The sequence below is a fragment of the Echinicola marina genome, from assembly GCF_020463795.1.
In the GTDB taxonomy this organism is placed as follows: Bacteria; Bacteroidota; Bacteroidia; order Cytophagales; family Cyclobacteriaceae; genus Echinicola; species Echinicola marina.
This window is the reverse complement of sequence record NZ_CP080025.1, coordinates 5,125,128-5,152,118: the sequence shown is the minus strand read 5'-3', so window position 1 is coordinate 5,152,118 and position 26,991 is coordinate 5,125,128. Positions and strand designations below refer to the sequence as shown.

The 26,991-nt window shown below is 39.8% G+C and carries 14 protein-coding genes; 10 read left to right on the top strand and 4 right to left on the bottom strand.

All coding sequences use genetic code 11. The features are described from left to right. The first annotated feature begins 10 nt into the window (after positions 1-10). From KZP23_RS20975 to KZP23_RS20930, 10 genes are all read left to right on the top strand, one after another. Positions 11-2,530 (top strand): SusC/RagA family TonB-linked outer membrane protein, encoded by a 2,520-nt coding sequence (locus KZP23_RS20975; protein WP_262904757.1) that lies wholly within the window; start codon positions 11-13, stop codon positions 2,528-2,530. A 26-nt stretch (positions 2,531-2,556) separates the two neighbouring features. Then, on the top strand, positions 2,557-4,095 hold the full coding sequence (locus KZP23_RS20970; protein ID WP_226333774.1) for a SusD/RagB family nutrient-binding outer membrane lipoprotein: 1,539 nt from the start codon (positions 2,557-2,559) through the stop codon (positions 4,093-4,095). A gap of 179 nt (positions 4,096-4,274) precedes the next feature. Further along, the gene (locus KZP23_RS20965; RefSeq protein WP_226333773.1) at positions 4,275-5,318 is read left to right on the top strand and encodes a LacI family DNA-binding transcriptional regulator; all 1,044 of its coding nucleotides are present in this window, start codon (positions 4,275-4,277) and stop codon (positions 5,316-5,318) included. An 855-nt stretch (positions 5,319-6,173) separates the two neighbouring features. Further along, positions 6,174-9,245 carry a SusC/RagA family TonB-linked outer membrane protein gene (locus tag KZP23_RS20960; RefSeq protein WP_226333772.1) on the top strand — a complete coding sequence of 1,024 codons (3,072 nt, stop codon included), beginning with the start codon at positions 6,174-6,176 and terminating at the stop codon, positions 9,243-9,245. 12 nt (positions 9,246-9,257) lie between these two features. Beyond that, positions 9,258-10,886, top strand: a complete 1,629-nt coding sequence (locus KZP23_RS20955; protein WP_226333771.1) for a RagB/SusD family nutrient uptake outer membrane protein — start codon at positions 9,258-9,260, stop codon at positions 10,884-10,886. A gap of 364 nt (positions 10,887-11,250) precedes the next feature. Then, entirely contained in the window at positions 11,251-13,545 is a 2,295-nt protein-coding gene (locus KZP23_RS20950) for a GH92 family glycosyl hydrolase (protein WP_226333770.1), read from the top strand. Between the two features lie 54 nt (positions 13,546-13,599). Then, a complete protein-coding gene (locus tag KZP23_RS20945; RefSeq protein WP_226333769.1) occupies positions 13,600-14,478 on the top strand; it encodes an ROK family protein in 879 nt (292 codons plus the stop codon). Positions 14,479-14,513: 35 nt separating this feature from the next. After that, positions 14,514-15,920, top strand: coding sequence for a sugar MFS transporter (locus KZP23_RS20940; protein ID WP_226333768.1), 1,407 nt, complete (start codon positions 14,514-14,516; stop codon positions 15,918-15,920). 5 nt (positions 15,921-15,925) lie between these two features. Beyond that, positions 15,926-18,223: a GH92 family glycosyl hydrolase gene (locus tag KZP23_RS20935; protein ID WP_394370951.1), complete on the top strand. Its 2,298-nt coding sequence runs from the start codon at positions 15,926-15,928 to the stop codon at positions 18,221-18,223. 63 nt (positions 18,224-18,286) lie between these two features. Further along, positions 18,287-18,799: a cupin domain-containing protein gene (locus tag KZP23_RS20930; RefSeq protein ID WP_226333767.1), complete on the top strand. Its 513-nt coding sequence runs from the start codon at positions 18,287-18,289 to the stop codon at positions 18,797-18,799. A 46-nt stretch (positions 18,800-18,845) separates the two neighbouring features. On the opposite strand, the gene KZP23_RS20925 is transcribed toward KZP23_RS20930, so the two are convergent. The 4 genes from KZP23_RS20925 to KZP23_RS20910 form a co-directional block, all read right to left on the bottom strand. Further along, positions 18,846-20,210 (bottom strand): vanadium-dependent haloperoxidase, encoded by a 1,365-nt coding sequence (locus KZP23_RS20925; RefSeq protein WP_226333766.1) that lies wholly within the window; start codon positions 20,208-20,210, stop codon positions 18,846-18,848. Between the two features lie 2 nt (positions 20,211-20,212). After that, complete coding sequence (locus KZP23_RS20920; protein ID WP_226333765.1) at positions 20,213-23,374, bottom strand: VCBS repeat-containing protein; 3,162 nt, start codon at positions 23,372-23,374, stop codon at positions 20,213-20,215. Between the two features lie 274 nt (positions 23,375-23,648). Then, positions 23,649-24,524, bottom strand: a complete 876-nt coding sequence (locus tag KZP23_RS20915; protein WP_226333764.1) for an ROK family protein — start codon at positions 24,522-24,524, stop codon at positions 23,649-23,651. An 83-nt stretch (positions 24,525-24,607) separates the two neighbouring features. After that, a complete protein-coding gene (locus KZP23_RS20910) occupies positions 24,608-26,935 on the bottom strand; it encodes a glucosamine-6-phosphate isomerase (protein WP_226333763.1) in 2,328 nt (775 codons plus the stop codon). Between the last annotated feature and the right edge of the window lie 56 nt (positions 26,936-26,991).

Sequence of the window (26,991 nt, the reverse complement as noted above, 5' to 3'; positions counted from 1 at the left end):
GGGAGATGGATTGACCAGTATCAACCCGGATGATATAGAATCCATGAGTGTACTGAAAGGTAATACAGCTGCGGCACTGTATGGCTCCAGAGCTTCGAATGGTGTGGTATTGATCACCACGAAAAAAGGTGTAAATAGAAAAGGCATTGGAGTAGAGGTAAATTCCCAGTTTACTGCTGACCGCATTATTAATCGCTTTGATTTCCAACAAGAATATGGCCATGGTAATGCAGGTTTAAAACCGGCTAATGAGGGCCAAGGCTTTTTATATGGAGCATCGGCTTGGGGAGGTAAACTTGATGGTTCTATGGTTTATCAGTTTGATGGTGAACAAAGGCCCTATGTGTATGCTGGAGATAATTTTGGCAGGTATTATAGGACAGGGACTACTTGGACCAACACAGTTGCTTTAAGTGGCGGCAATGATAAGCAAACTTTTAGATTCTCTGTATCCGATTTGAGAAATCAGGCAATCACCCCTAATTCAGGGATGAACCGGCAAACCGCTACGTTGTCCACCAATGCCAATTATATAGAGAAATTAACCCTTTCTGCTAAAATCCAATATTCAAGAGAAGATGTAAGCAATAGGGCAAGGCTATCGGATGCGCCTGGTAATGGCAACGCAACCTTATCGGTATTGCCACCAAGTATTAATGTCCTTGATTTGAAAGGAGACCCCAACAAATTAGGGGCAAGGCCTGATGGTTACGAGCTTCAGTATGTGGATAATACTTTTACCCAAAATCCATATTGGGCGGCTTATCAATTTGAAAATTCCAATATCAGGGACCGGGTGATAGGCTCAGCATTAGCAAGGTACGATTTTACGGATTGGTTGTATTTGCAAGGTAGGATAGGCTCGGATTTCTATACTTCCAGAAGGAGAAGTTTAGAGCCCTATGGTACGGCCTATATTCAATTGGGTGCTTTGAACGAAGAAGAACATCGGGTCCGGGAAATTAATATGGACTGGATGTTAGGCTCAGATCACAAATGGGGGGATTTTGGTGTGAGCGCATTTGTAGGAGGCAGTACCATGACCAATAAATATGAGGTTTTGGGCGGTAGGGCCACGAATTTCAATGTACCGTTTTTACATACACTGCCCAATGGAGGTCAGCAATCCATTATATACAGTATCAGGGAATTTGGTATCAATTCACTTTATGGATCTGCTGAGTTTTCGTATAAAGATTTATTATTCCTAAATGCGACCGCCAGAAATGATTGGTACTCCACATTACCTACAGATTCAAATGACCTGCTTTTCCCAAGTGTGGGAGCAAGTTTTGTTTTCTCAGAAGCATTTGAATTACCAGAATGGATATCTTTTGGTAAGGTAAGGGCCTCCATGGCCGGAGCTGGTGGAGGTACAGATCCCTATCAATTGATACTCAATTACAGTTTGTTCGGCCAGGGGCATAATGGGGCCGCCTTGGGTAGAATCGATCAAACCAGTGTGCCTAATAGCCAGTTGAAGCCTTTGAGGACCAATGAGTTTGAGGTAGGCGTGGATATTCGGTTTTTTGAGGATCGATTGGGTATAGATTATGCCTATTATAATCGGGAGACAAGGGATGATATTATCCAAGCGACCATTTCTCAAACTTCCGGCTATGGCAACGCTACTGTAAACGTAGGCAAGGTGTCCAATTCAGGTCATGAAGTATTGGTGACTGGATCTATTTTGGAAAGTAGTCAGCTGAGATGGAATACGAGCTTGAACTTCTCCTATAATAAAAATGATGTGGACCAATTATTTGGAGATTCCAAGGTGCTATCTGTGGAATCGCCAAGAGGCGGAGGTGCCAATATCCAGCATAGAATTCCTTATGTGGATGAAGAAACCCAGATGTACATGGAAGGAGGTTATGGAGTGATCGTAGGTCTAAAGCATAGGAGAATTGATGGGCAGAAGGTATATGATGCCAATGGATTGCCTGTTCAGGAAAGCGGAGCCTTTTATTTAGGTGATGGCGTTGCACCTTGGGCAGGTGGTTGGAATAACAACTTTGCCTTTAAGAATTTTACATTAGGTTTCTTGGTAGACTTTAAGTTTGGAGGGTCTTTATTCTCTGGTACAAATGCCAATTCCTATTCCAACGGTATGCATAAGGCAACCTTGGAAGGTAGGGAAAATGGTTTGACCATTTCTGGTGTAGATGAAAATGGTGATCCTAAAACTTGGGAAATAGCTGCTAGTGATCCTGGTAACCAAGGTATTACCACTGTACAGAACTATTACAGTCAGTTGGCGTCCATCACCGAATATTTTGTGTACAGTGCCGATTATATCAAATTAAGACAGGTTTCTTTGGGCTATGTATTCCCCAATAGTTTGTTAAGGAACACTCCCTTCAGTTCAGCAAGTTTATCGTTAATAGGCAGGAATTTATGGTTGATTCATAGTGAAGTGGATAATATCGATCCAGAGTCAACTTACAGTTCATCCAACGGACAAGGCCTGGAGTGGTACGGGGTTCCTCAGACGAGGAGTTATGGTTTTAACTTAAGTGTGAAATTCTAATTGAAGGTTCCAAAATTATGAAAACAATGAAGACGATATATATAAAAATTACAGCTTTGTGCCTCATGTTAATGGTGTCCTTCAATGCCTGTAATACTGATAATTTGGCAGAGTTAAACGTTGATCCTAGAGTTGCCAGTGAGATTGACCCAGGCTTTATTTTAGCTTATACCCAGCTTCAAACATCCGGTGAACGGTATGAGAACTGGCGAACAGTGATGATTTATCAGTCCGTGATGATACAGCATTTTGCTGCCTTGGCGACTTATTGGGTAGGGGACAAGTACCTACACAATGATTCTTATTCTGCTGCATTATGGGATAGGGCGTATGTGAATTATATCAAGGATTTGGTCAACCTGGCAGATATTACAGATCCCACAAAAGAAGGCAATGACCCTTCGAACGTAAATTACCATGCTATTGCTCGGATTTGGAAAGTTTTTGCTTTCCAAAGGATAACCGATATCTATGGTGATGTACCTTATTTCGATGCAGGCAAGGGGTTTATTGACCAAAACTTCTTTCCTGCTTATGATCCTCAAGAAGAAATCTATCCTGATTTGGCCAATGAGTTAGAAATAGCCGCGGGTCTTTTAGATGCTGCTCAGACAAATCCCGGCAGTCAGGATTTGATCTATGGTGGAGATCTTGATAAATGGAGGAAGTTTGCTTATTCGTTGATGTTGAGGATTGGCATGCGTATGAGCAAAGTAGCTCCCAGTTTGGCTGAAGAATATGTTGGAAAAGCCATTGCTGGTGGGGTGATGACCAGCAATGAGGATATCTGCTTTATCTCCCACACTGATGGTCCTGCGGGCATCAATAGGAACGGAATTGGAGAAGTGTTCAACTGGGACGGTACTAATTATACCAATGATGATCAAGGGGTATTGAGCAAAACCTTTGTGGATTGGATGGTTGCAGGTAATGATCCTAGGCTAGAGAAATTAAGCTGGGTGAGAAATGGGGGAGAGCCTATGGGACTTCCCAACGGTTATGATGGAAATACCATTGAGAATTTTGATCCGCTTTACACCTCTTCGGCAAGAAGGGATGATTATAGTAGGATCAATCCCCTGTTTGTTTTGAGAGAATCGCCAATGGTTTTTCAGACTTATGCAGAAGTAGAGTTTTTAATAGCTGAAGCCATTGAGCGGGACTGGGCATCTGGTAATGCTGCAGAACATTATAATGCAGGAGTAACCGCGGCCATGAAACAGTTTACAGTATACGATGCCAGTTTGGAGGTAGCAGATGCTGATATCGTAGCTTATTTGGCTGCCAACCCCTACAATAGCGCAGAGTGGGACAGGATACTTGGTGAGCAATACTGGGCGGCTACCTTATTGAATGAATATGAGGCATATGCCAATTGGAGAAGAACAGGTTTTCCAGTATTGACTCCTGTGAATTATCCTGGAAATCAAACCAATGGTACCATTCCAAGGAGGTTGAGATATCCAGGAGCGGAAGCAGCCAATAATCCAGAAGGGTATAATGCAGCAGTGGCGAGGCAAGGACTGGATCTATATACCACTAGAATGTGGTGGGATGTGGAATGATTTATTTCTTACCAATGATTACAAAAGGCCGTTCCTGGGAATGGCCTTTTGTTTTCTGTACTTAAAAGCTTAGATAAATAAGAATCTTTAATTTTTAAGAAAATAGATTATATTTGGTATTTAACAAATTCAAATGGGACCGATAAAGGAACCATTTTTGCTTAGTATAAATCCCGCAAATGCAAAAAAAGAAACACTCTATAAAAGCCATCGCCAAGGAGCTAAATATTTCTGTGACAACCGTTTCGTTTGTATTGAATGGTAAGGCCGAGGAAAATAGAATTAGTCAGAAATTGATCGATAAGGTACAGGCTTATGTCAAAGAAATAGGCTATTATCCCAGTCAGCTGGCGAAAAGCTTAAGGACAGGAAAATCCAATATTATTGTTTTTATGGTGGAGGATATATCCAATCCATTTTTTGCCACGATTGCTAAGATGATTGAGGACCAGGCATTCAAGGATGGATACAAGATCATTTACAGTAGTACCAATAATGACCCCGAAAAGACCATGGGACTGATCAGGGTTTTTAAGGATTTACAAGTGGACGGTTATATACTGACGCCTCCTGTGGGGATGGACCCCAAGTTTATCAAAGAACTATCCAATGACAGGAATCCAATGATTCTTTTTGATAGGTATTTACCGGATGTGGAATGTAGCCATGTGGTCATTGACAATTTTCAGGGAGCGAAACAAGGACTGGATTTGTTTTTGAACAATGGCTTGAAGAATATAGGATTGGTCACCCTCGATAGTGACCAGTCCCAAATGCACGATAGGATGGAGGCATATGATCAAATGTGTAAAACACTGGGGATCAGTCCAAAAGTATTGAAGGTGCCCTTTGGTTCCTACTCTTCTGCAGATACCGCTAAGGCGTTAAAAGATTATTTTCTAAATAATAGAGATTTGGACGCCATCTTTTTTGCCACTAATTATTTGGCCATGAAGGGCATGCAAGTCATGAAGGAGATGGGGATAAAAATTCCAGAAGATATTGCTGTCATTGCCTTTGATGATAATGAGTTTTTTAAGTTCAATACGCCAACAGTGACCAGTATAGTTCAGCCTAAAGAGGAGATAGCGGAGAAATTAATCAGTACCATGTTGGAACTTATCGATACAAATGTGGAGGACAGAAAGGTGAAGAAAATTGTGCTGCAAGCTTCGGTGAATGAAAGGGAATCGTCTAAAAAGAAGGTAGGCGTGAATAAGTAGTGTTTTGTCATTAAACGCGAAGATGCATTGGTCTATCTACACCGCGACGCACAAGTATTTCGGCCTTATTTGCCACGGTGGATAAAATCATTCGTTTTGCTTTAGTTTTACATCGTAGCGGTACTACGCTTAGGATACTAAACTGGCTTGTTTTCTTGCATTTTCAGCCCTCACTACGATTGCTAATGCATAATCCGGGTTTAAAACCACACTACGATCGCTAATTAATAAGCAGGGTTAAAGATTAAAACCTCACTAATGTGTTACGATTAGTGAGGTTTTAATTTATGGATACAGTAAAGCAATTGATTGTCTGGTTCTTCATCATCCGGTTAAATTGTTAGTTTTTAACAGCGTATCAGGCCCTATGCTCATTTATATGGGGTGTCTGACTTTTTTATAGGAGGATGCTCTGGTTATTTTTGTTTTTCCGGTGATGGAGTAAATGCACATCAATTTATAATGGCATTATTGAATAATTGGAGTTAATTTTTGCGCTGATTTTTTTGTGTATTTATGGTAATAAAAACAAGATTTTTGCTTTGTACAATTAGGACAATAGCACAATTTTTTAAATTAAAAGGATTATTTTATTAAAATTTTAAAAAAGATATAAGGTCATGATTTTGTTATTAAAGATAGGTTTGTCGATTTGAATTACATTTTTTTTCATGTAATGTGTTTTGTTAGATGTGGTAAGTGTTTTTGATGATGCCAAATTTGATAAAACGATTTTGCATTTTTACTAAATGGGTTTAGCTTTATGGGTTGAATGAGGTGGTTCCTACCATTATTTTTTTGGCTGGATAGCCTGATTCACCCAAAATAATTTTCAAACCCTAACCCAAATTTCGCATGAAAGCAAAGTTTACAGATGCTATCATTCCAGATGGTAGTTCAGCTTCAAACTTTCGGGGAGTGAAAGGAGGTATTATGATGATGCTCCTTTCCGGTGTATTAGGATCTTTTTCCTATGCTACTGCAAGTCCCACAATTTTACCAGGAAACAATGCCCAAGCCCTTGCGGCATTTTCTGAAATCAAAGCAAAACAGATTAGCGGAACCGTCACCGATGAGTCGGGAGAACCCCTTCCAGGTGTTTCTATTTTAGAAAAAGGGACTACCAATGGAACCGTTACGGATTTAGACGGAAAGTACAGTATTTCTGTAGCTTCCAGCGAATCCGTATTGATCTTTAGTTTTATAGGTATGGAATCAAAAGAGATCCCTGTAGGAAGTCAATCCAGCCTTAATGTAGTGTTGGCCTCAGATACGGAATCACTAGAAGAATTTGTGGTGATTGGTTACGGGTCTCAAAAGAAGAGAGAAATTACTTCCTCTGTTGCAAATGTAGGAGAGGAGGATTTTGTTCAAGGGGGGATGCGTTCTCCTTTAGAATTGATACAAGGAAAAGTAGCGGGATTGAATATCAATAGAACTCAGGGAAGTAACCCAAATGCAGGGACAGATATTCAGCTTAGGGGATTAACATCTATTATTGGTACGACCAGTCCTTTAATAGTAATTGATGGAATTCCCGGTGGTAGTTTGGATCTTCTTCAGCAGGACGATATTGAGTCTTTTGATGTGTTGAAAGATGGTTCAGCAGCTGCCATTTATGGAACAAGAGGTAATGCAGGTGTTATTCTTATTACAACCAAAAAAGGCAAAGCAGGAAGATCGCAATTTGACTATTCCACTTATGTTCAACGAGAATTTGTGGATAAAAAACCTGATTTCTTAACTGCCGATGAATTTCGTGATCTTATTGATCAAGGTTTGATAGATGAGGTTAATGATTTAGGACATTCTACTGATCTGTATGATATGCTTTTAAATAAGCAAAACTTAAGTCAGTACCATAATTTTGCTGCTTCAGGCGGTGGGGAGAACTCTACTTATCGAGCTTCATTTTATTTTAATGATGCTGAAGGTATTGCTAAAGAAAATAGTAGGCGTCAATATGGTGGTAGAATCAGTTTCAACCAAACAGGATTGAACGATCGCCTTACCTTAGCTTCCAATATAGCTACAAACTTTAATAAGGCTAATCTTTTGGGAGGGGGAACAGGTGATTTTGAGCAGGCTATTCAAAGAAATCCTACAGCTCCGATATTCAATGAGGATGGATCATATGTAGAAACCCAAGCATATAATAATTACAATCCGCTTTCTAGATATGCCAACAGGATAAGTGAAAGAAACCAACAAACTTTTTCTGGGGATGCTAGGTTGACTTTAGAGATCATCGAAGGACTTACTGCTTCGGCTTTTGGAGCACATGTGCGGAATTCCTATAATGATAGATACTATCAATCCATGAATGATTTTGCCAATCGTCCTACTTCTCAGTATCAAGGAATGGGGTATGCATCTAAGAGTAATTATTTGAATTGGTCAAATACTTTTGAATCAACTTTAAATTACAAGAGAGTATTTGCTAGTGACCATTCATTAGATGTTATAGGTGGCTATAGTTATCAGTATTTTACGACTGAAACCTTCAATGTAAACAATAATGGATTTACTACTGATGGATTTTTAGATTGGAATCTTGGAGCAGGTAGTGCTATAAACAACACTCAACTTCCAAGACCTGGTATGGGAAGTTTTAAAGAGGATAATACCCTAGTGGCCCTTTTTGCAAGAGCAAGTTATTCTTATAGAGAAAAGTATTTTGTTCAGGCAACTATTAGAAGAGAGGGATCTTCCAGATTTGGGTCTAACCATAAATGGGGTAACTTCCCTGCCTTATCAGTAGGGTGGGAATTGACTCAAGAAGAATTTTTAAGAAGTAGCTCTGCGGTTAATAATCTTAAGGTCCGTTTAGGTTATGGTGTGACAGGTAACCAAGGAATTGGAAATTATAATTCGATGGTAACTCTTTCTACAGGGGGTGTTTATCCACAAGAAGGTATATTTTATCAGACATATGGAGCCGCTAGGAACCCCAATCCTGACTTACGTTGGGAAAAGAAAAAGGAGTTGAATTTAGGTTTTGATTTCTTATTGCTCAATAACAAATTAGGTGGTTCTTTGGATTTATATAATAGAGAAACAGTTGATTTGCTTTATAACTATACTGCACAGCAACCTGCTTTTGTTAGAAGTACATTGCTCACCAATGTTGGTAGCATTAATAATAAAGGGATCGAACTTTATTTGACCTCTACCCTTGTTCAGAATAGTGATTTCAGCTGGAGGGCAGATTTGACAGCCAATACTCAAAGAAACAAAATCACTTCACTTTCAAATGATGTGTTTACCGTTTCATGGATTGAGGATGGAGGTTTGCCAAGTCCTGGTAATTTAGGAAATGCAATTAGAGTTGAAGAAGGAGGGGTAATCGGTAATTTTTATGGAAAGAGGTTTGCTGGCTTCACAGAAGATGGCGAATGGCAATTTTATAAAGCAGATGGTACCATTGGCGGAGCAGGTGATATGTCACAAGAAGACCTGACTATTATTGGTAATGGAGTTCCAAAATATATGGCTTCTTTGAATAATACCTTTACCTATAAGAATTTTGACTTGAGCGTTTTCTTCAGAGGTAAGTTTGGCTTTGATATTTTAAATACTAAAGATTTGTATTTTGGAAATAAAAGATGGTTACCAAACAACTTGTTAAAAAGTGCTATTACCACTCATGCGGAGCTGGATGATGATCCTCAATATTCTGATTATTATTTGGAGAAAGGTGATTTTGTAAAGCTTGACAATGTGACTTTGGGGTATAATTTCAGCCTTCAAAGTGAGTACATTAGAAATCTAAGGGTTTATGCAACTGGAAGAAATCTGTTGACCATTACTGGTTACTCTGGAATTGATCCAGAGTTGCAGGACGTTGGTTTTAATACAGGCATAGATGGAAGAGGCTTCTATCCAAGAACCAAATCATTTTCTTTAGGAGTAAAAGTTGGATTTTAAAGCACGGTAATCATGAAAAAGTATATCAATAAAATTGCAGCAATCCTTACACCAGCTGCTTTAATGGGCACTGTTGCATGTATGGATTTAGATGAAACCATATATAGTGAGCTTTCAAAAGATAATTTCTACAATAATAAAGTGGAAATTATGCAGGGGGTGCTAAGACCGTTTACTCACATGCAAGCCTGGTTGGCACCGACTGGTCAAAGTGGACATTATTATCATAGTGAATTGGCCGCAGATCAACTGGCTTGGCCTCAAAAGGGTCGTCATGGTTATGATGGAGGTGATCATATTAGATTACATTATCATGAATGGACACAAAGAGAAAATAGACTTAGGGACGCATGGTCTTTGATGTGGGCAGGTCTTGGCTACGTCAATTCAGCTCTTGAGGATCTTGAAGGTGTGGATTTTGTTGCTGCAGGGTTAAGTGAGGACGACAAGAAATCTATTCTTGCAGAAGTAAGGGTAATGCGAGCGTACCATTATATGAAAATTATGGATATGTGGGGAAATGTACCTATAGTCACAACTGTGGGTACTCCGACCAATCCAGAAACCAGAAGTAGAGAAGAGGTCTTTGCCTTTGTAGAAAAAGAATTGTTGGATAATGTAGAGTTATTGGAACCTCTTTCACAAGATTTGGTAGGAAGGGTATCTAAAGCTGCTGGATATTCCATGCTTTCTGAGTTATACTTGAATGCAGAAAAATGGGCTGGCCAAGCTATGTGGGACAAATGTATAGAATACAGTAATAAAGTGATTGACGGAGAGGGCGGAAGTTTGAATGGATCTATGAGATTGGATCCTGATATTCTAGGTCCATTTAATAATACCAATCATCTTTCTCCTGAAAACATCTTTCAATTTGCTTTTAGTAGGCAAGGTGGATTTACCTTTAGCTGGGGAGGATTCTTCTTTGGGTATGGAAATATGTCTGAAGCTTTGAATGTAACTTATGGAGGATGGAATGCATTCGTAGTAATTCCTTCCGCATTTGATGCCTTTGAAGAAAATGATCTTAGAAAACAAGATTGGTTCTTATTTGGTCCACAATATAAGTATGGAACCAATGAGCCTATTATAGCTACTGAAGAGTATGACGGTCAGCCATTAGTATATGTAAATAGTATTAGAAGGAATAGTGAAGGAGCTACTGGAGAAGGTAGTATGACAGAAGGAGAAGAGAATAGTGGTGCCCGTTTCCATAAATATCGCTCTGGAACGAAAGAGGATGAGAACTATCAAGAAAATGATTATATCATTTACCGTCTGACTGAAATTTACTTTAATAAGGCTGAAGCACTTATGAGGAAAAATGGCGGAGCAGCAACTCAGGAAGCTGTGGATTTGATCAATGCAAGTAGAGAAAGGGCGTTTTCAGATGCTGACTGGCCTTCTGAAATGTATACGACGGCTACTTTGACAATGGATGAATTACTTGCAGAGCGAGGTAGAGAGTTTATCTTTGAGGGCAAGAGAAGGACTGATTTGATCAGGTTTGGTAAATTTACCACGACTAGCTGGTGGGATCATGAGCCGAGCAATGATGTAAATATGGAACTTTTCCCAATTCCATATGTACAGACAGCACTTAATCCTAATTTGGATCAAAATCCAGGCTATATTGAATAATGATTTTAGAAAAGAGGTAGTTAATATTGCCTCTTTTCTTATTCTTGTTAGAATAAGTTTTTGACTGAGAGGTTTTCTCTTGTAGATATGTTTATATCAACTCCCCATTTTGAAATCCCATCCTGAAGAGGATGGGATTTTTTGGTTTATGCGACCAATGTAATATATGCCCAAACATAAGAGATGAAGGGGAGGGGCACTTCAGCTGTCAAAATAATTCTTAAATATTACTAAAAGGGTTTAGCTTTTTGTGTCTCAGATAATATATTTGTATTTTGAAAGTTAATTGTAAAATGAACTCCCTTTCTTTATCACTTCAGTGCAAGAGCAGGAATTCCTTTAAACCCTAAATAAAAATATAAAAATGAAGAAAATTTGGACCAATGTCATTGCTTTAATGACGGTCGCTCTGACAGTCAATGGACAATCTTACCTTGTCGAAAAGGTAGAGGATCCGGTTGATTTTGTAAAACCTTTGATGGGAACAGACTCTAAGCCTAGTATGTCCAATGGTAATGTTTATCCTGCAATAGCATTGCCTTGGGGGATGAACTTCTGGACACCACAGACTGGTAAAATGGGCGATGGCTGGGCTTATACTTATAATGCAGATAAAATCAGGGGCTTCAAACAAACGCACCAACCTTCCCCGTGGATGAATGATTACGGTCAGTTTGCCATTATGCCGGTAACAGGGGACCTGAAATTTAAGGAGGATGAAAGGGCAAGTTGGTTTTCCCATAAATCTGAAATAGTACAACCACATTATTATAGTGTTTATTTGGCTGACTTTGATGTAACCACAGAGATTGCACCAACCGAGCGCGCCGCTAGATTCAGATTTACCTTTCCGGAAAACGATCATTCCTATGTGGTTTTGGACGCCTTGGATAGAGGTTCTTATGTGAAAGTTATACCGGATGAGAACAAAATCATCGGTTATACGACCAAAAACAGTGGAGGGGTGCCTGATAATTTCAAGAACTATTTTGTGATGGAATTTGACAAGGCATTTACCATCAATAAAACCTTTAAAGATGGTGAACTTCAGGATGCATTGGAAGCGGAATCCAATCATGTAGGGGCAGTTATCGGTTTTTCTACTGAAAAGGGTGAGGTGGTTAACGCGAGAGTTGCCTCTTCTTTTATTAGCTACGAGCAGGCAATGCTCAATTTGAAAGAAATCGGTAATGATGATTTTGAAACTGTCAAAGAAAAAGGCAGGGATATCTGGAATGAGGAATTAGGTAGAATCAAAGCTGAAGGTGGTACTGTTGATCAAATGGAAACCTTTTATTCTTGTCTCTACAGATCTCTTTTGTTCCCAAGAAAATTCTTCGAATATGACGCAGATGGAAATGTAGTACACTATAGTCCTTATAATGGCGAAGTATTGCCAGGTTATATGTTTACCGATACTGGATTTTGGGATACTTTCAGGTCATTATTTCCATTCTTGAATTTAATGTACCCTGAACTAAATGCACAAATGCAGGAAGGTTTGGCCAATGCTTATAAGGAAAGTGGCTGGTTGCCGGAATGGGCAAGCCCAGGCCTTAGAAGTGTGATGGTCGGAAACAATTCAGCGTCTGTGGTGGCCGATGCTTATTTGAAATATGAAGGAGACTATGATTACGATATAGAGACCCTTTATGAAGCTTTGATCAATGGCGCTAATAATGCGGGACCCTTGACTGCTGTGGGAAGGGCAGGAGCAGAGTATTATAAAGAATTGGGCTATGTTCCTTATGATGTCGGTATCAATGAAAATGCTGCCAGAACCTTGGAATATGCTTACGATGATTTTACGATATACCAATTGGCCAAAGCACTAGGAAAGCCTAAGGCAGAGGTAGAATTGTATAAGGAAAGAAGCTTAAACTACAAAAAGCTATTTGATCCTGAAACCAAATTGATGCGCGGTAAAAATAAGAATGGTGAGTTTATGGCTCCATTCAATCCTTTCAAGTGGGGAGATGCCTTTACAGAGGGGAACAGTTGGCATTATACCTGGTCTGTATTCCATGATATCAATGGCTTGATGGAGCTGATGGGTGGAAAAGATGCCTTTGTGGGTCAATTAGACAAGGTGTTCTCACTGCCTCCGGTTTTTGACGAAAGCTATTATGGTGGTGTGATCCATGAGATTCGAGAGATGCAAATTGCCAATATGGGCCAATATGCGCATGGAAATCAGCCAATTCAGCATATGATCTACTTGTATAATTTTGCGGGCCAGCCTTGGAAAGCGCAGTACTGGGCAAGGGAGACCATGAACAGAATGTATCGCCCAACTCCTGATGGTTACTGTGGTGACGAGGATAATGGTCAGACTTCAGCTTGGTATGTGTTCTCAGCAATGGGATTCTATCCGGTTTGTCCTGGAACAGATCAGTATGTCTTGGGAACCCCGCTTTTCAAGAAAATCACTCTTGATCTGCAAAATGGTAATGAAGTAATCATTAATGCACCCAAAAACAGTCCAGAAAACAAATATATTGACGGACTCAAAGTCAATGGTAAGAAGTATTCCAAGAACTGGCTGAGTCATAAGGAGCTATTGAAAGGCGCCCAGCTTGACTTTGATATGAGTGCATCACCCAATAAGAAAAGAGGTACCAAGGAAGAGGATTTCCCCTATTCTTTATCAACTGAATAATTCAAACTTCCTGGGAATAGTGTACACAGATCGGTGTGCGTTTGAAAATTTATTATGAGTAGTAACAAAGTAATAGGCATAGATATCGGTGGGTCACATATCACCGCAGGTATGGTCAATATGAAAGATTATCGATTGGATGAATCTACAGTGGTCAGAAAAGCGGTGCATTCCCAAGGCGATGCTATGACTATCATCCAGCAATGGAAAGATGCGATATCATCAGTGCCAGGCTATGACGCTACCGATGTAAAAATCGGTATCGCCATGCCTGGTCCTTTTAATTATCCTGAGGGGATTTCTTTTATCAAAGATCAAGGTAAATATCAGTCACTATATGAACTGCATGTAAAGGAAATGTTGGCAGATGCCTTGGGTATCCAGGTAGATCAAATTCATTTTGAAAATGATGCAGCTTGTTTTTTGCAGGGAGAGGTCGCCAGTGGGGCAGCCAGATCTGTAAAGAGTGCGATAGGACTGACACTTGGAACAGGCTTGGGAAGCTCCCGGTATCATGGGGATTTTGCTCAGGATGCGGCTTTATGGTGCAGTCCATTTAGGGGAGTTATAGTGGAGGATTATGTTTCTACCAGGTGGTTTGTCAAAGCCTATAAGGAACGGACAGGAAGGAGCATCAGTGAGGTTCGCGAATTGACCCAAAATCCGGAAAATCAAGGCGTGGCAAGAGAGATTTTCAGGGAATTTGGAGAGAACTTGGCAGAATTTCTGAAGATATTTATTGAAAAAGAGCAACCTGAAGTCATCGTGATTGGAGGAAATATCACAAAAGCAGGAGAATTATTTATTCCAGTAGTACAGGAGGAGTTGGCCAAATCCAATTTGTCCACCCCTATACGGATTTCTGAGCTTGGCGAAAGTGCTGCATTGATAGGTGCAGCGAGTAGCTGGAACCAGCATCAGGAGAAACTTTAAAACACAATTTAAAACCTTTATAACCTTTCAATACAATGGCTTCAGCTAATGTAACCCAACCTATTGACCAAAATGTGGAGTTTGACTCCGGACAGAAGTTCATTGGTCCTTTATTTCTTGTAACGATGTTGTTCTTTATGTGGGGATTTATTACCTGCATGAATGATATTTTGATACCTCATCTGCAGCAGGTGTTTACCCTTCAGAATTGGCAGGCCATGTTGATTCAAACTGCTTTTTTTGGCGCTTATTTTATTATCTCTTTGGTGTATTATATTATATCGATTACCAAAGGAGATCCCATTGGGAAAATAGGTTATAAGAATGGTATTATTTTAGGACTTATTATTTCTGCTGCAGGATGTTTGTTTTTTTACCCTGCTGCGAGCTATAAGAGTTATGCGTTTTTCCTTTTTGCGTTGTTTGTCTTGGCATCGGGAATCACGATTTTGCAGATTGCAGCCAATCCATATGTGACCATTTTAGGTAAGCCTTCAGGAGCTTCCAGTAGGTTAAATATGACCCAGGCATTTAACTCCCTGGGGACTACCATTGCCCCTTTGATTGGAGGATATTTGATTTTTGGTGCCATGGGAGAGGTTGAAATTAGCGCAGATGCTGTTAAGTTGCCTTATATAGGTTTGGCATTGACCTTGATTTTTATTGCTTTGATCTTTAAGCTATTCAAATTACCAGAGGTGAATGCTCAGGGAGTGATTGTTTCTGACAGCGGGGCATTGAAGCACAAACATTTGGTATTGGGAATTGGGGCCATTTTTGCCTATGTAGGGGGAGAAGTAACCATAGGAAGTAATTTGATCAACTTTGCCAGGCTACCGGAGATAGCAGGTTTGGATGAAACAGAAGCCAGTCATTATCTTGCCCTGTTTTGGGGTGGGGCCATGGTAGGGAGGTTCTTTGGGGCTGTTGCTTTGGCGGATTTTAAGAAGAATATAAACAGGTTCTTTATCATTGGTGGGATTACCTTGTTGTCCTTTGTAACCATTTATAATGTTTATGGTATGGACATGGCCTTATATGCTTTGGCTTTTATCGCATTGAATATAGTGGTGATTATCCTTGGACAGTTTATTCCTAATAGAACTTTATGGCTGTTTGGTTTGAGTGTAATAGCTTTATTGACAGTGGGATTGTTAACTGATGGAGCGTTGGCTTTGTGGTCGATAGTGGCAGTAGGCTTATTTAATTCCATCATGTTTCCGACCATTTTCTCTCTGGCCATAAAGGGGCTTGGGAAATATACCGCTCAGGCATCTTCTTTATTGGTAATGGCTATAGTAGGTGGAGCAGTGATTACTCCTTTACAAGGCTTGTTTGCGGATCTTACAGGAAGTGTACAGCTATCCTTTTTGGTTCCTATGGTCTGCTATTTGTATATCGTATTTTATGGGCTTTTAGGTTATAAAATCAAAAAAGATTGATATTAATGATCCGAAGAATTTTATATTCATTTTTTCTGGCATTATTGGGCATGCCGGTACTATCTCAAACGATGGACCTATCTCAATTTGTCGATCCGATGATCGGGACGGCAAAGATGGGACATACCTATCCTGGCGCAACGGTCCCTTTTGGAAGTGTACAACTGAGTCCTGATACGGATACCATTCCTTACGAAGTCAATGGACGATATAATCCTGAAGTCTATCGTTATTGTGCGGGATATCAATATGATGATGAAACTATCGTTGGCTTTAGTCATACTCACTTTAGTGGGACGGGGCATTCAGATTTAGGTGATTTTTTGATCATGCCTACCAGTGGTCCATTACAGCTTAATCCAGGCACCGCTGAAAATCCTGATTCTGGATACAGGTCCAGGTTTTCCCATGACCATGAAAATGCTTTCCCGGCTTATTATCAAGTAGGATTGGAAGATTATGGTATAAATGCTGAGTTAACCGCTACGACGAGGGTCGGAGTTCATCGATATACCTTTGATCGGGGAAAGGATGCACATATTATTTTGGACTTGATGTCTGGGATTTATAATTATGACAATAAGAACTTATGGACTTTCTTGCGGGTAGAAAACGATACTTTGGTGACAGGGTATAGAGAAACTTCAGGTTGGGCCAGGACCCGTAAAGTCTATTTTGCGCTGTCTTTCAATAAGCCCATAGCTAATTATGGACACCAAAAATACGATGAGAAGCAAGCCTATAAAGGTTTTTGGAGAAGGTTCAATGAGCGTGAAAATTTTCCAGAAGCAGCGGGCAGAAAGATAAAGGCATATTTTGATTTTGACCTTGAAGATGGAGAGGAAATTATATTAAAATTGGCAATTTCCCCGGTGAGTACAGCAGGTGCCTTGAACAATATGAAGACAGAGACCCCAAACTGGGATTTTGATGCCATTCATCAGGCAGGTGTGGAACAATGGAACAAAGAACTAAACAAAGTACAGGTAAATACCCTTGAAGAAGAGGATATGGTCAATTTTTATACAGCTATGTACCATGCCTTTCTGGGTCCTACAGTATATATGGACGTAGATGGGAGTTATATGGGCTTGGATAGGAATGTACATAAAGCCGAAGGATTTACCAATTATACCAGTTTTTCACTTTGGGATACTTATAGGACTTTGCATCCATTATTCAATGTGGTTCAACCAAGTCGTAATAGGGATATGATCAAGTCTATGTTAGCGCATTTTGATCAAAGTGTTCATCCCATGTTGCCTATTTGGTCTCATTATGCCAATGAAAACTGGTGTATGATTGGCTATCATAGCGTATCAGTGATCTCAGATGCGGTGGTGAAGGGGAACGTGGATTTTGATACTGAACGGGCATTGGATGCTGCTATTCAAACGGCAAAGACCAGTTATTTTGATGGTATTGGCGAATATATGACCAAGGGGTATGTGCCTGAAGATGTAAGTGGAGCTTCTGTTTCCAAAACCTTGGAATATGCATATGATGATTGGGCGATTGCTCAAATGGCCAATAAACTTGGTGCGGAAGATATTGCTGAAGAATTTGGTAAAAGAGCTAAAAACTATAAAAATGTTTTTGATCCCCAGTCAGGATTTATGCGTCCAAAACTAAAGGATGGTTCTTGGAAAACTGGGTTTGATCCCTTGGATACCCATGGACAGGGATTTATTGAAGGGAACGCTTGGAACTATAGCTTGTACGTGCCGCATGATCCGGCTGAAATGATAAGAATGATGGGAGGAAACAAGCAGTTTGTTCCTCATCTGGATTCTTTGTTTTCTATGGATTTACCTGATAAGTATTTCGCTAATACAGAGGATATATCCAGAGAAGGGATTATTGGCAACTATGTGCATGGCAATGAACCTTCCCATCATGCGGTATATCTTTATAATTGGACTGATCAGGCATGGAAGTCGCAGGATAAACTTAGGATGATCATGAAAACAATGTACCGAAATGGAGAAGATGGCCTTGGAGGTAATGATGATTTTGGGCAGATGAGTGCCTGGTACATATTCAGTGCCCTTGGTTTTTATCCAGTAGCACCTGGATCGGTAGATTACGCCCTAGGAAGTCCTTTGGTTACCAAGGCGAAGATTAACCTGGAAAATGGAAATCAGTTTGAAGTAGAAGTAAAAGGGCAATCCTCAAAAAATGTGTATGTAAGCAAAGTATTGTTGAATGGTAAAGAACTTACAGAACCTTTTATTCAACATGATGATATTATGGATGGAGGAAAATTGACTTTTTATATGAGTGCAAGACCGAATAAAAATTGATTTTTCAAGGATTAAAGTATTACAATTTATAATTTTAAATAAGAAAATAATAACTGTAACTATATGAAGATAGAGAAGAGTGCTTCCAAAGAGGAAATCTTTAAGCAAATTAAGGACTGGTTGGATTTCAACGGATATCAGGTAGCGGCTGAAGACAGAGAAAGGCCTTGGGGTGGTTTTTTTGTAATAGATGAAAGCCAGATTGATAAATTCAGATCCCAGTTTTTTTCCAGTGTTGAATTTTCAGAGGCGCAATTAAGGCAAAAATTGAGTCCGAAGATTTTGATTGTTGGACCTGAGAAAAGACTTTCATGGCAGTATCACCATAGAAGGGCTGAGATTTGGAAATTGGTAGGAGGTGAAGGAGGTATTGTGACGAGTCCATCGGATGAAGAAGGAGAATTACAGTCTTTGATTTTGGGAGAAGTGGTTGAATTGGCCAAAGGCGAAAGACATAGATTGGTAGGAATGGATAACTGGGGTGTAGTAGCAGAAATATGGATGCATACTGATCCTGAAAACCCATCCAATGAAGATGATATTGTGAGGGTTCAGGATGATTTCCAAAGAAAATAATAAATGATATTAGCACAGGCCTTTCTTCGACTAGAAAGGCCTGTTTTTATTTTTGGCTAAGTGTGCCTTGAGGTTTAATCCTGCCCAATATATGATGGGCGATTTTATTGCCTTGATTTATGCCTACTTCTATGGCATCTCTATAGTGGATTCCCCCATATAGTCTTGAGATGGCCGCTTCATCTGATGCCTGTAAGAATGACTTGAATTTTCTGGCAGGTAGCCCAAAATACTCTTCGGAAGTGTCTGTATAGGAAAAATTCTCTCCAAAATAGCTGGTCAAGAGTACGGCGCTTGTTCTGGAAATCACGCTGTGGCCACTTGTATATTCAGGGAAAGGTGGTGTTTGGAGGATAGGCCGCCAATTCTGGTCCAAATGTCTGTTGATTACCGTTTCTGGGCGAATACGGTCACTATCATACTTTTCTTCCCAACAGCTAATAAAGGCATCATGAAGGCCCAAAGAAACCATAGCATGTACTTCCACGGCTTGGAAAAAGCTCAGTTTGGCTTTTTTACTGGCAATTCCTGTAATATTTACCCAGTGCCCTCCAGGAGATATCTTTTTAAGTCCTATTGCCATATGCCCAGAATAGGAAACCATAAATGGATTACAGTCCCAAAAATTGGCTATCAGCCTCTTTTCTTGATTCAATACACGAGTGGTGTCATATACCTCTTTCACCTGTTTGTAGAAAGCACTGTTTTTTTCCATTGAAAATGGTGCCGGAGGAACAGGTTTGAATCTTTCCAAATCCTTAATATAGAATGTTCGAATAGTTTTCCATTCGGGATCAATGGCCATCAAATAGGCTGGGGGGGTAGGGTACCAAGTACCCGGCTTATTGGCAGGTGTATATCTTGGAAGTGCACTAAGTTGCCCATAGCCATCTGATTTTGAGTAGGTAAGGATTTGCTGGGCGATTTCTTGTGCATAAGCTATACTGTTTTCCAAGATTTTTTTGTTGGTCCAGCGGTTGGTTTTGAATTTTTGGAACAATTCCTCTTGTGTTTTGCCCAATAGTTTTCCTGAAGGCATGATTCCTTTTCCGACCTCCAGCATACAATAAATGGCACTGAATGTACTATCTATTTCCACAGGATCAGGGTAGTTGATATTTAGGGGCTGGTTAAACTCATTTATAAAAGAGTGCTTTATTCCTTGTTCTCCGACCATGGCCGCATAGGCTCCAAGTGTGCTATAGGCATAAAATCTTGAAGCTCCTGTAGGGGGTGTTACATCAGAAACCATGATTTCTGTAATGGCAAAAAGGTTTTGTACATAAAGGTTCACCTTTTGATCTCTACTTTGGGCATTGAGATGTGAGGGCAATAGAATTAAGCCGATACAGAGTGATAAGACCATGAATGGAGAAAGGCCAAATCTAATTTTGCTGATATATTGAATCATGTTTATTTACTTTTTTGATAGGCTATGATCCCTTGGTCATTTAGGCCAAATAGGAGAATAGGTCTGTTGTTAATGGTCAAAGGGAGGATAGACTTGACATCTCCCTTGATGGACAGGCCAGATTGTTTTTGAGGAAGGTAGCTAAACTCTCCCTTGCCATTTCCCAGGAATACTTCACCGTAGTTGGCGTCAATTACTCCGATTCTCAAACGGGTATATGTTTGGTTTCCTCCAAGGATAAAATCCAAATGACCATCTTCATTGAAATCGAAGCTTGCAATACTATGGACTGGGGCAAATTGGGCCTCAATAGGGAGATCATGGGCTGTAAACGAATTCCCACTGTTCTCCAAGTAAATGGTTTTTAATTCGTTGACAGTAAGGGTTTGGGCCTCATTTAATTGTTCTTTGGAAAGGACATCCTCAATTTTTGCATCCGAATAGGACCCATAATCTGTGAATTTGCTTCTCAGTCCATAAATTTGATCTAGCAATTCATCCCTACTCGCAAAAGGGAAAGGTTCATCATTGAAGTACTTTACCATGAGCGGATCCACAGAGCCATTCTTATCGAAATCACCATAATAGAGGGTCATTGGCTGGTCCTTGCTGGCACGAAGCTGTGAGTTTAACCCATAATTGCCGGCGATAAGATCGATATCACCATCATTGTCAAAATCTCCTAGGGCTAAACTGGACCATAAGCCATGAGGAGAATCTTTCAGCCATTGGGAGGTGAGGTTTTTAAATCCATTTCCCTGTTGGTTGATGAAGACTTGAATAGGAAGACATTCACCTACCACAATAATGTCATCATAACCATCATTGTTGAGGTCTGTAACCTGCGCATCCGTTACCATTCCCAATTGCGAAAGCTCTGGAGCTAGGCTTGCCGTTTCATTCATGAATCTACCGGTTCCATCATTTATTAGTAAGTAACTTTCGGGGCTTTCAGGGTATTTTCCAGGAATGATCCGACCTCCTGAAAACAAGTCGGGAAAACCATCTTTATTAAAGTCAGCACTTTTTACTACAGAAGAACTGGTGAGCATTTTGGGTAATATCTCAGGAACGTGTCTGAAATTATTGTTCCCATCATTCATATATAACCTATCCTGGAGGGCTTCATCGGTGGCTGTATAATTATGATAACCGCCACTTGCTATATAAAGATCAGGATGGCCATCTTGATCAGCATCCATAAAAACTGCATCTGCATCAGAATAGCTGTCCTCTAAATGTAGGGAGTTGACCGGTTTAAATTGTCCAGACTCATTGCTTAAGTAGAGTTTGCCTGGGTTACCTTTCGAGCCGCCTACATACAGAAGGGTATGACCATCATTGGTTTTGGCTTCAGCCATAATAGGTCCCAAATGACTGGGCATTTCAACCAATAGAGGTTGTCTTTTAAAGTCATTATAATTAGACCTTTGGTGTTTGTATGGAACAGGTGATTCCACGCTTAGGTATAAAGGGGCGCTTAATGGTTGTCCAATAGAAGTGGGTTGATCAGCCTTTTCTTCTTCTAAAATTAAAAGTTGATCAACTTGAATGTTTTTTAATAATTGGGTTTTATCTGAAGGCCATTTGATTTTTATTGAATCCACGGATTGGTTATTGCCCAGTCCAAAGTGCAGGGTGTAACTTACTGTAGACTGGAATCCTCTGGTAGGCATCATTTCCAAGCTCTGAGAAATACCATGTGTAAATACCGAAACCTGAGCTCCTATGCCAAAGGTGTTTTTATTTTGTCCTTTTAATTTTATTTGTATATAATGCCCATTGACTTTATCTGAGCCTTTATTTCGGAAGACTGAAGCAAAATCATTGAGGTTATTGACCACGAGGTCCAAGTGTCCGTCATTATTTAGGTCACCATAGGCAGCCCCGTTAGAAAATCCAGGTTCATCTATTCCCCAATCGGCTGATTTATTGGTGAAAGTGAGGTTGCCATTATTTTGGAAAACATAGTTTGGGATAGGGGTGGAGGTCATGGAAGTTACTAGGAATAGGGTATCTGCTTTTTCCCTAGCAATGGCTTTTTGGAAATAATAGTCCCCTTTATATTTTAGGAAATCCCGATTGGTATAATCTCTGTAATAGCCATTGGTGACAAAAAGGTCTTTGTTACCATCATTATTGACATCAAAGAACAAGGAAGACCAACTCCAATCTGTATTGGAAATTCCCGCTAATTGGCCGATTTCACTGTAAGTTTCATTTCCATGATTGATATGCAGCATGTTCCGCATATTTTGATGATGAAAACCCTCTGATATCATCAAGGCATACTGCTCGTAATTTTCTGGACCATAAAGTAATTTCTGACGTTTATTGTCCTCGGGAAGCATATCCAAAGTAAAGATGTCCTTCAGTCCATCGTTGTTGATATCAGAAATGTCCAGCCCCATGGAAAAATGACTGATGTGCTGGAGTTGTTCATTGAGTCTTTCAGTGAACGTTCCATCACCATTATTGATATAAAGGTAATCTGATTCTATATAATCATTGGAGACATAGATGTCTGGCCAGCCATCATCATTAAGGTCAGAAGAGATCACTCCCAGACCAAAGCCAAGAGCATGGCCAAAAATACCTGCTTCCTCGCTTATGTCTTTGAACTGCCCATCATCATTTCTGAAGAGTTTATCTCCTGCAAATTGGTGTCTTGATTTTTTGGCTTCTTGGAACTCAAAATCATGGATGACCTTGATATGATGGTTGAGTAGGTAGAGGTCTAGGTCACCGTCTTTATCAAAGTCAAAAAACAAAGCCTGTGTACTGTTGGAAGGATCGTCAAGACCATAGGTCGCTGCCTGCTCTGAGAAAGATAGGTTTCCTTCATTGATATAGAGTTCATTTCTCCGGCTTTCTAAATCACCTTCACCAGAGTAAGAAACATAAATGTCCAATAAGCCATCTGCATTGATATCAGCCATGGCTACGCCTGTAGTCCAACTGTCCTTACCACTGATACTGGCTTTTTTACTGAGATCTTTAAATTCAAAATTCCCCTGGTTATGATAGAGTTTGTTCGGCCCCATATTACTGGTAAGGAAAATGTCGTCTAAACCATCATTGTCCAGATCACCAATAGCGACACCACCACCATTATAGAAATATTCATAAGTAAGGATATTGTGGTTTTCATCCTCAGTGAGCATGTTTTTGAATTTTACTCCAGATTTTCTGTGAGGAATGTTTTCAAAACCTGACTTGACCTGTCCCTGGGTGAAATTGGGAAATATTAATAACAGACAAAGACAGCAAATAAGGGGGGGGATAGTGTTTCGGGTAATTATTTTATCATACATCTTATATTAAATATAGACCGTTAATTGAGTAAGTCAACCGTATATAATATAAAATGTTATTTTGTCATTACCAACTAAAATGGTGTTAAAAAATGATCCCCCGATGGATGCATCGAGGGATTTTTTATTTTGCAATATTAACTTCTGGGACTGTAGTTTCTTCTACCAAGGCTGTGGCGCCCATAATAGCGGCATCCTCAACGGTACTGGTGTAGATTTCCAAGTGATCACTGATGGATTTGTATGGAAAAGTATTTACTGTTTCGTGCATACTCTCAGAGAAATAAGGATATGCTTTACTGATAGAACCTCCAATTACCACTGCTTCTGGAGCATAGGTGAAGAGGATGTATTTGATCAAGTTCCCTAAATGGGTGCCGTATTCTTTGAATACATCCAAGGCTTTTTTATCACCTTTAGCTGCTTTTTCTGCTAAATCTTTTGCCGTAGCTTCATGGAAAGTATTGAAAAACTTACTACCACAGTAATTTTCAAAATTACTGTCCATATAGGGGACACCTCCCCATTCTCCGGCTCCACAAATGAAACCAGTATAAAGGGAATTGTTTGTAATAATTCCTGTTCCAATGCCTGTTCCTAATGTAATTCCAACCACATGGTTGTATTTGCTTGCACTACCAAATTTGTATTCACCCAATGCAAAACAATTGGCGTCATTATTAATGAAAACGGGTTTATTGAGCTTTTCTTCTAGATATTTTTTAAGCGCAACTTTGGTAAAAGCAGGGATATTTTCCAAGTTATATACGATGCCGTTCTTGGAGTCGATAAGTCCAGGAATACCTATGCCTATTCCTTCTATATCATAAGAAAAGTAGGAAGAGATAAATTCGGCAATGGTAGATAATATTACCTCTTGAGGGGCATGAGATGGAGTTGGGATTACCTTCTTTTCAATCAATTTACCGTCCTTCAATAGTCCGGCATTGATAGAAGTCCCACCAATATCCAGTCCCAGAATAAGCCGACTTTTTTTCATATATCAATAATTATAAACTAAAGATATCCGAGGACTATACGCCCCCGGATATCTCAATAATAGGCGTAAGATTTAATTTGAGATTAGATCATGCCTTCAATAGACTTCTCTAATTCTCTTGCATGGGCGATGAATTCCTCTACATTCATGTCTTTGAAGAAAATCAAGCCGTGACTTGCTCTTACTTTGGCCATATCATGCTGATAGAAGTAATCTTTACCGAGTAGTAACTGTACATCATTTAGCTGGTCAACCCAAGTGCGCTTGGCAATGGTGCTGAATTTACCATTGTGTGCATAACTAGGGAAGGAAGCGTTTACCTGGCTTAGGTAGCAGTTGGCAAATGAATCTTCCATGACAGAAAGATCTCCCAATGAGACGGGAACAATTACATTGGACTCTGCTGCATCAAATTTAAACCAAACGTTTCTATAACCGATAATCCTAAGTTCGCTAAGATCTTTTTCCTTGCTCCATTCTTTAACCGCTGCCGCTGTAGCCTGAAGTACTTTATAGTGAGTGTCAGGTCCACTGCCTTCTGGGTCAAGGGTCAAGCTTATTTTAGTAGGATTGACTTCCCTGAACATTTGGACAATTGGCTCTACGTCACGTGCTTTTTCAGGTTGTTCGGTGAAGATATCACCAGTGTAGAATCCTAGTCTTAAGTGGTGTACATTCTTAACTTTTACTCCAAAGTGAGCCCATACCAACTCTTCTTCAAACTCACGGATCATCCCCTTAAGTTTTTGGATTTTTGGTGGGTTTTTCTCACCATCGTAAGAGTTTTTCAAGATGCTCAAAACATCATTGATGGTCTCTCTTAATTTATCTTTGCTCGGAACGTTAAAGATCTCAACCAATGCTCTAACTACCCTATGGCAAAGCCCTCTTTTTTGTTGTTCAGGGTCTTCAGAAGCCACATTGGTCAGATAGTGGTAAACATCCTTATCCTTCTTGAGCTTGTAGCCAGCTGCAAAGAAATCTTCATAATTAACCATCTGGATTTGGTTCTCATCCATTAGTTTTTTTGTATGAAGCAAGGTGTCAATAACGAAGGTGTTGGTAACTGCAGTAAATCCTGAAGTCAAGACAGAGAAATGTGCCTCGTTGGTCTTTTCACTCAACTGGTTGGTGATGTGAGGTAGGATACCTAGTGATATATCATCATGGTGAGGACCGGTATGAAGCAATACTTCGTTTTCTTCTTTTACCAAGCCATTATTTAATTTGGCTATCGTACTTTCTATAACAGAGGCAACAGTGCTTTCGGAAAGATTGGGGATTAATGAAGTATAAGGGTCTGCCTTAAGTTCGTCCAAAGTCAATCTGTTGGCGTATTTGCCTAATTTTTTACAAAGGTCAAGAACTGATTTTTCAGTTTTTGCTTGCGTCCATTCGCCATTTTTGAAATAGCTGTTTACACTATCTGTAAGTTTTGATGCAGCACCTTTGGTAAGGTAAAAACGTCCATTTTTCAGTTTTTGCAGCACAGTGCCGGGGAAAACATTGTCCAATGGTGTTTCTAAAGAGTCTTTTACAATTTGTGCTTTGGCCTCACCGGCCGCGATAATGATACCTACAGCCTCAGGATTGTAAACGATGGTGTCCAAACCAATGGTGATTACCAATCTATTGGCAGAAACTTCAATTCCTCCAAGGTCACCAGCAGCAACTGCTTGGGTTTCAAAGTTGGTTTCTGTCAATCTCGTAGTGGAGAAAATGTCAGATCCACGGGTATTGAAGGCAATATGGCCATCAGGTCCGATACCTCCCAAGAAGAAGCCGATACCACCTTTTTCACGGATTTTTTGCTCATATTCACCACACCATTTGTCAATCAGGAAAATAGACTCCTGCTGCAGTTTCTCCAATTTCGAAGTAGCTTCTCTAAATCTTAGCGAAAGATCAACTTTATAGTCCGGGAAGATTTCTGTAAAGTGTTTACCACCGGCTAAAGGAATTTCATCTGAATTGATCAAAAGGGCTTTCTTAGGATCCAGGCCAAATCCATCAATATAGAACTTGTTTACGTAATGGTAGAAACTGTTGTTCTGAGAAGAAGAAATTGGGTAAAACTCATCAATTTGTACAAAGTGAAGGTTTTTCAATTCAGGCTTCTTGATATCCAGAAGTCCATACTGCTTTCTGATTTCTTTTCCTTTTTTGCTGTCCCAGTTTTCAAGTAAAAACTGAGTCCATTTGATGAAAAACTCTGGAGTTTTTCCTGTAGGCAAACTGATGACCCCATCAGGGTTATTAGCAGCCCACTCTAAAAATCTACATGCCGTCAATAACCCTAATTTAGGGAAATTGTCTACTGTCAGGTAAGGGATCAATGTGGTGATCTCTTCAACACCTGATTCTTTTAAGAAACATTCTTCTACTTCCGATAAAGGATAGTTACTTAGCATATTTAGAATTGTTTTATGTTAATGCTCTCGTATTCATCGCCACGGCATGTGATATT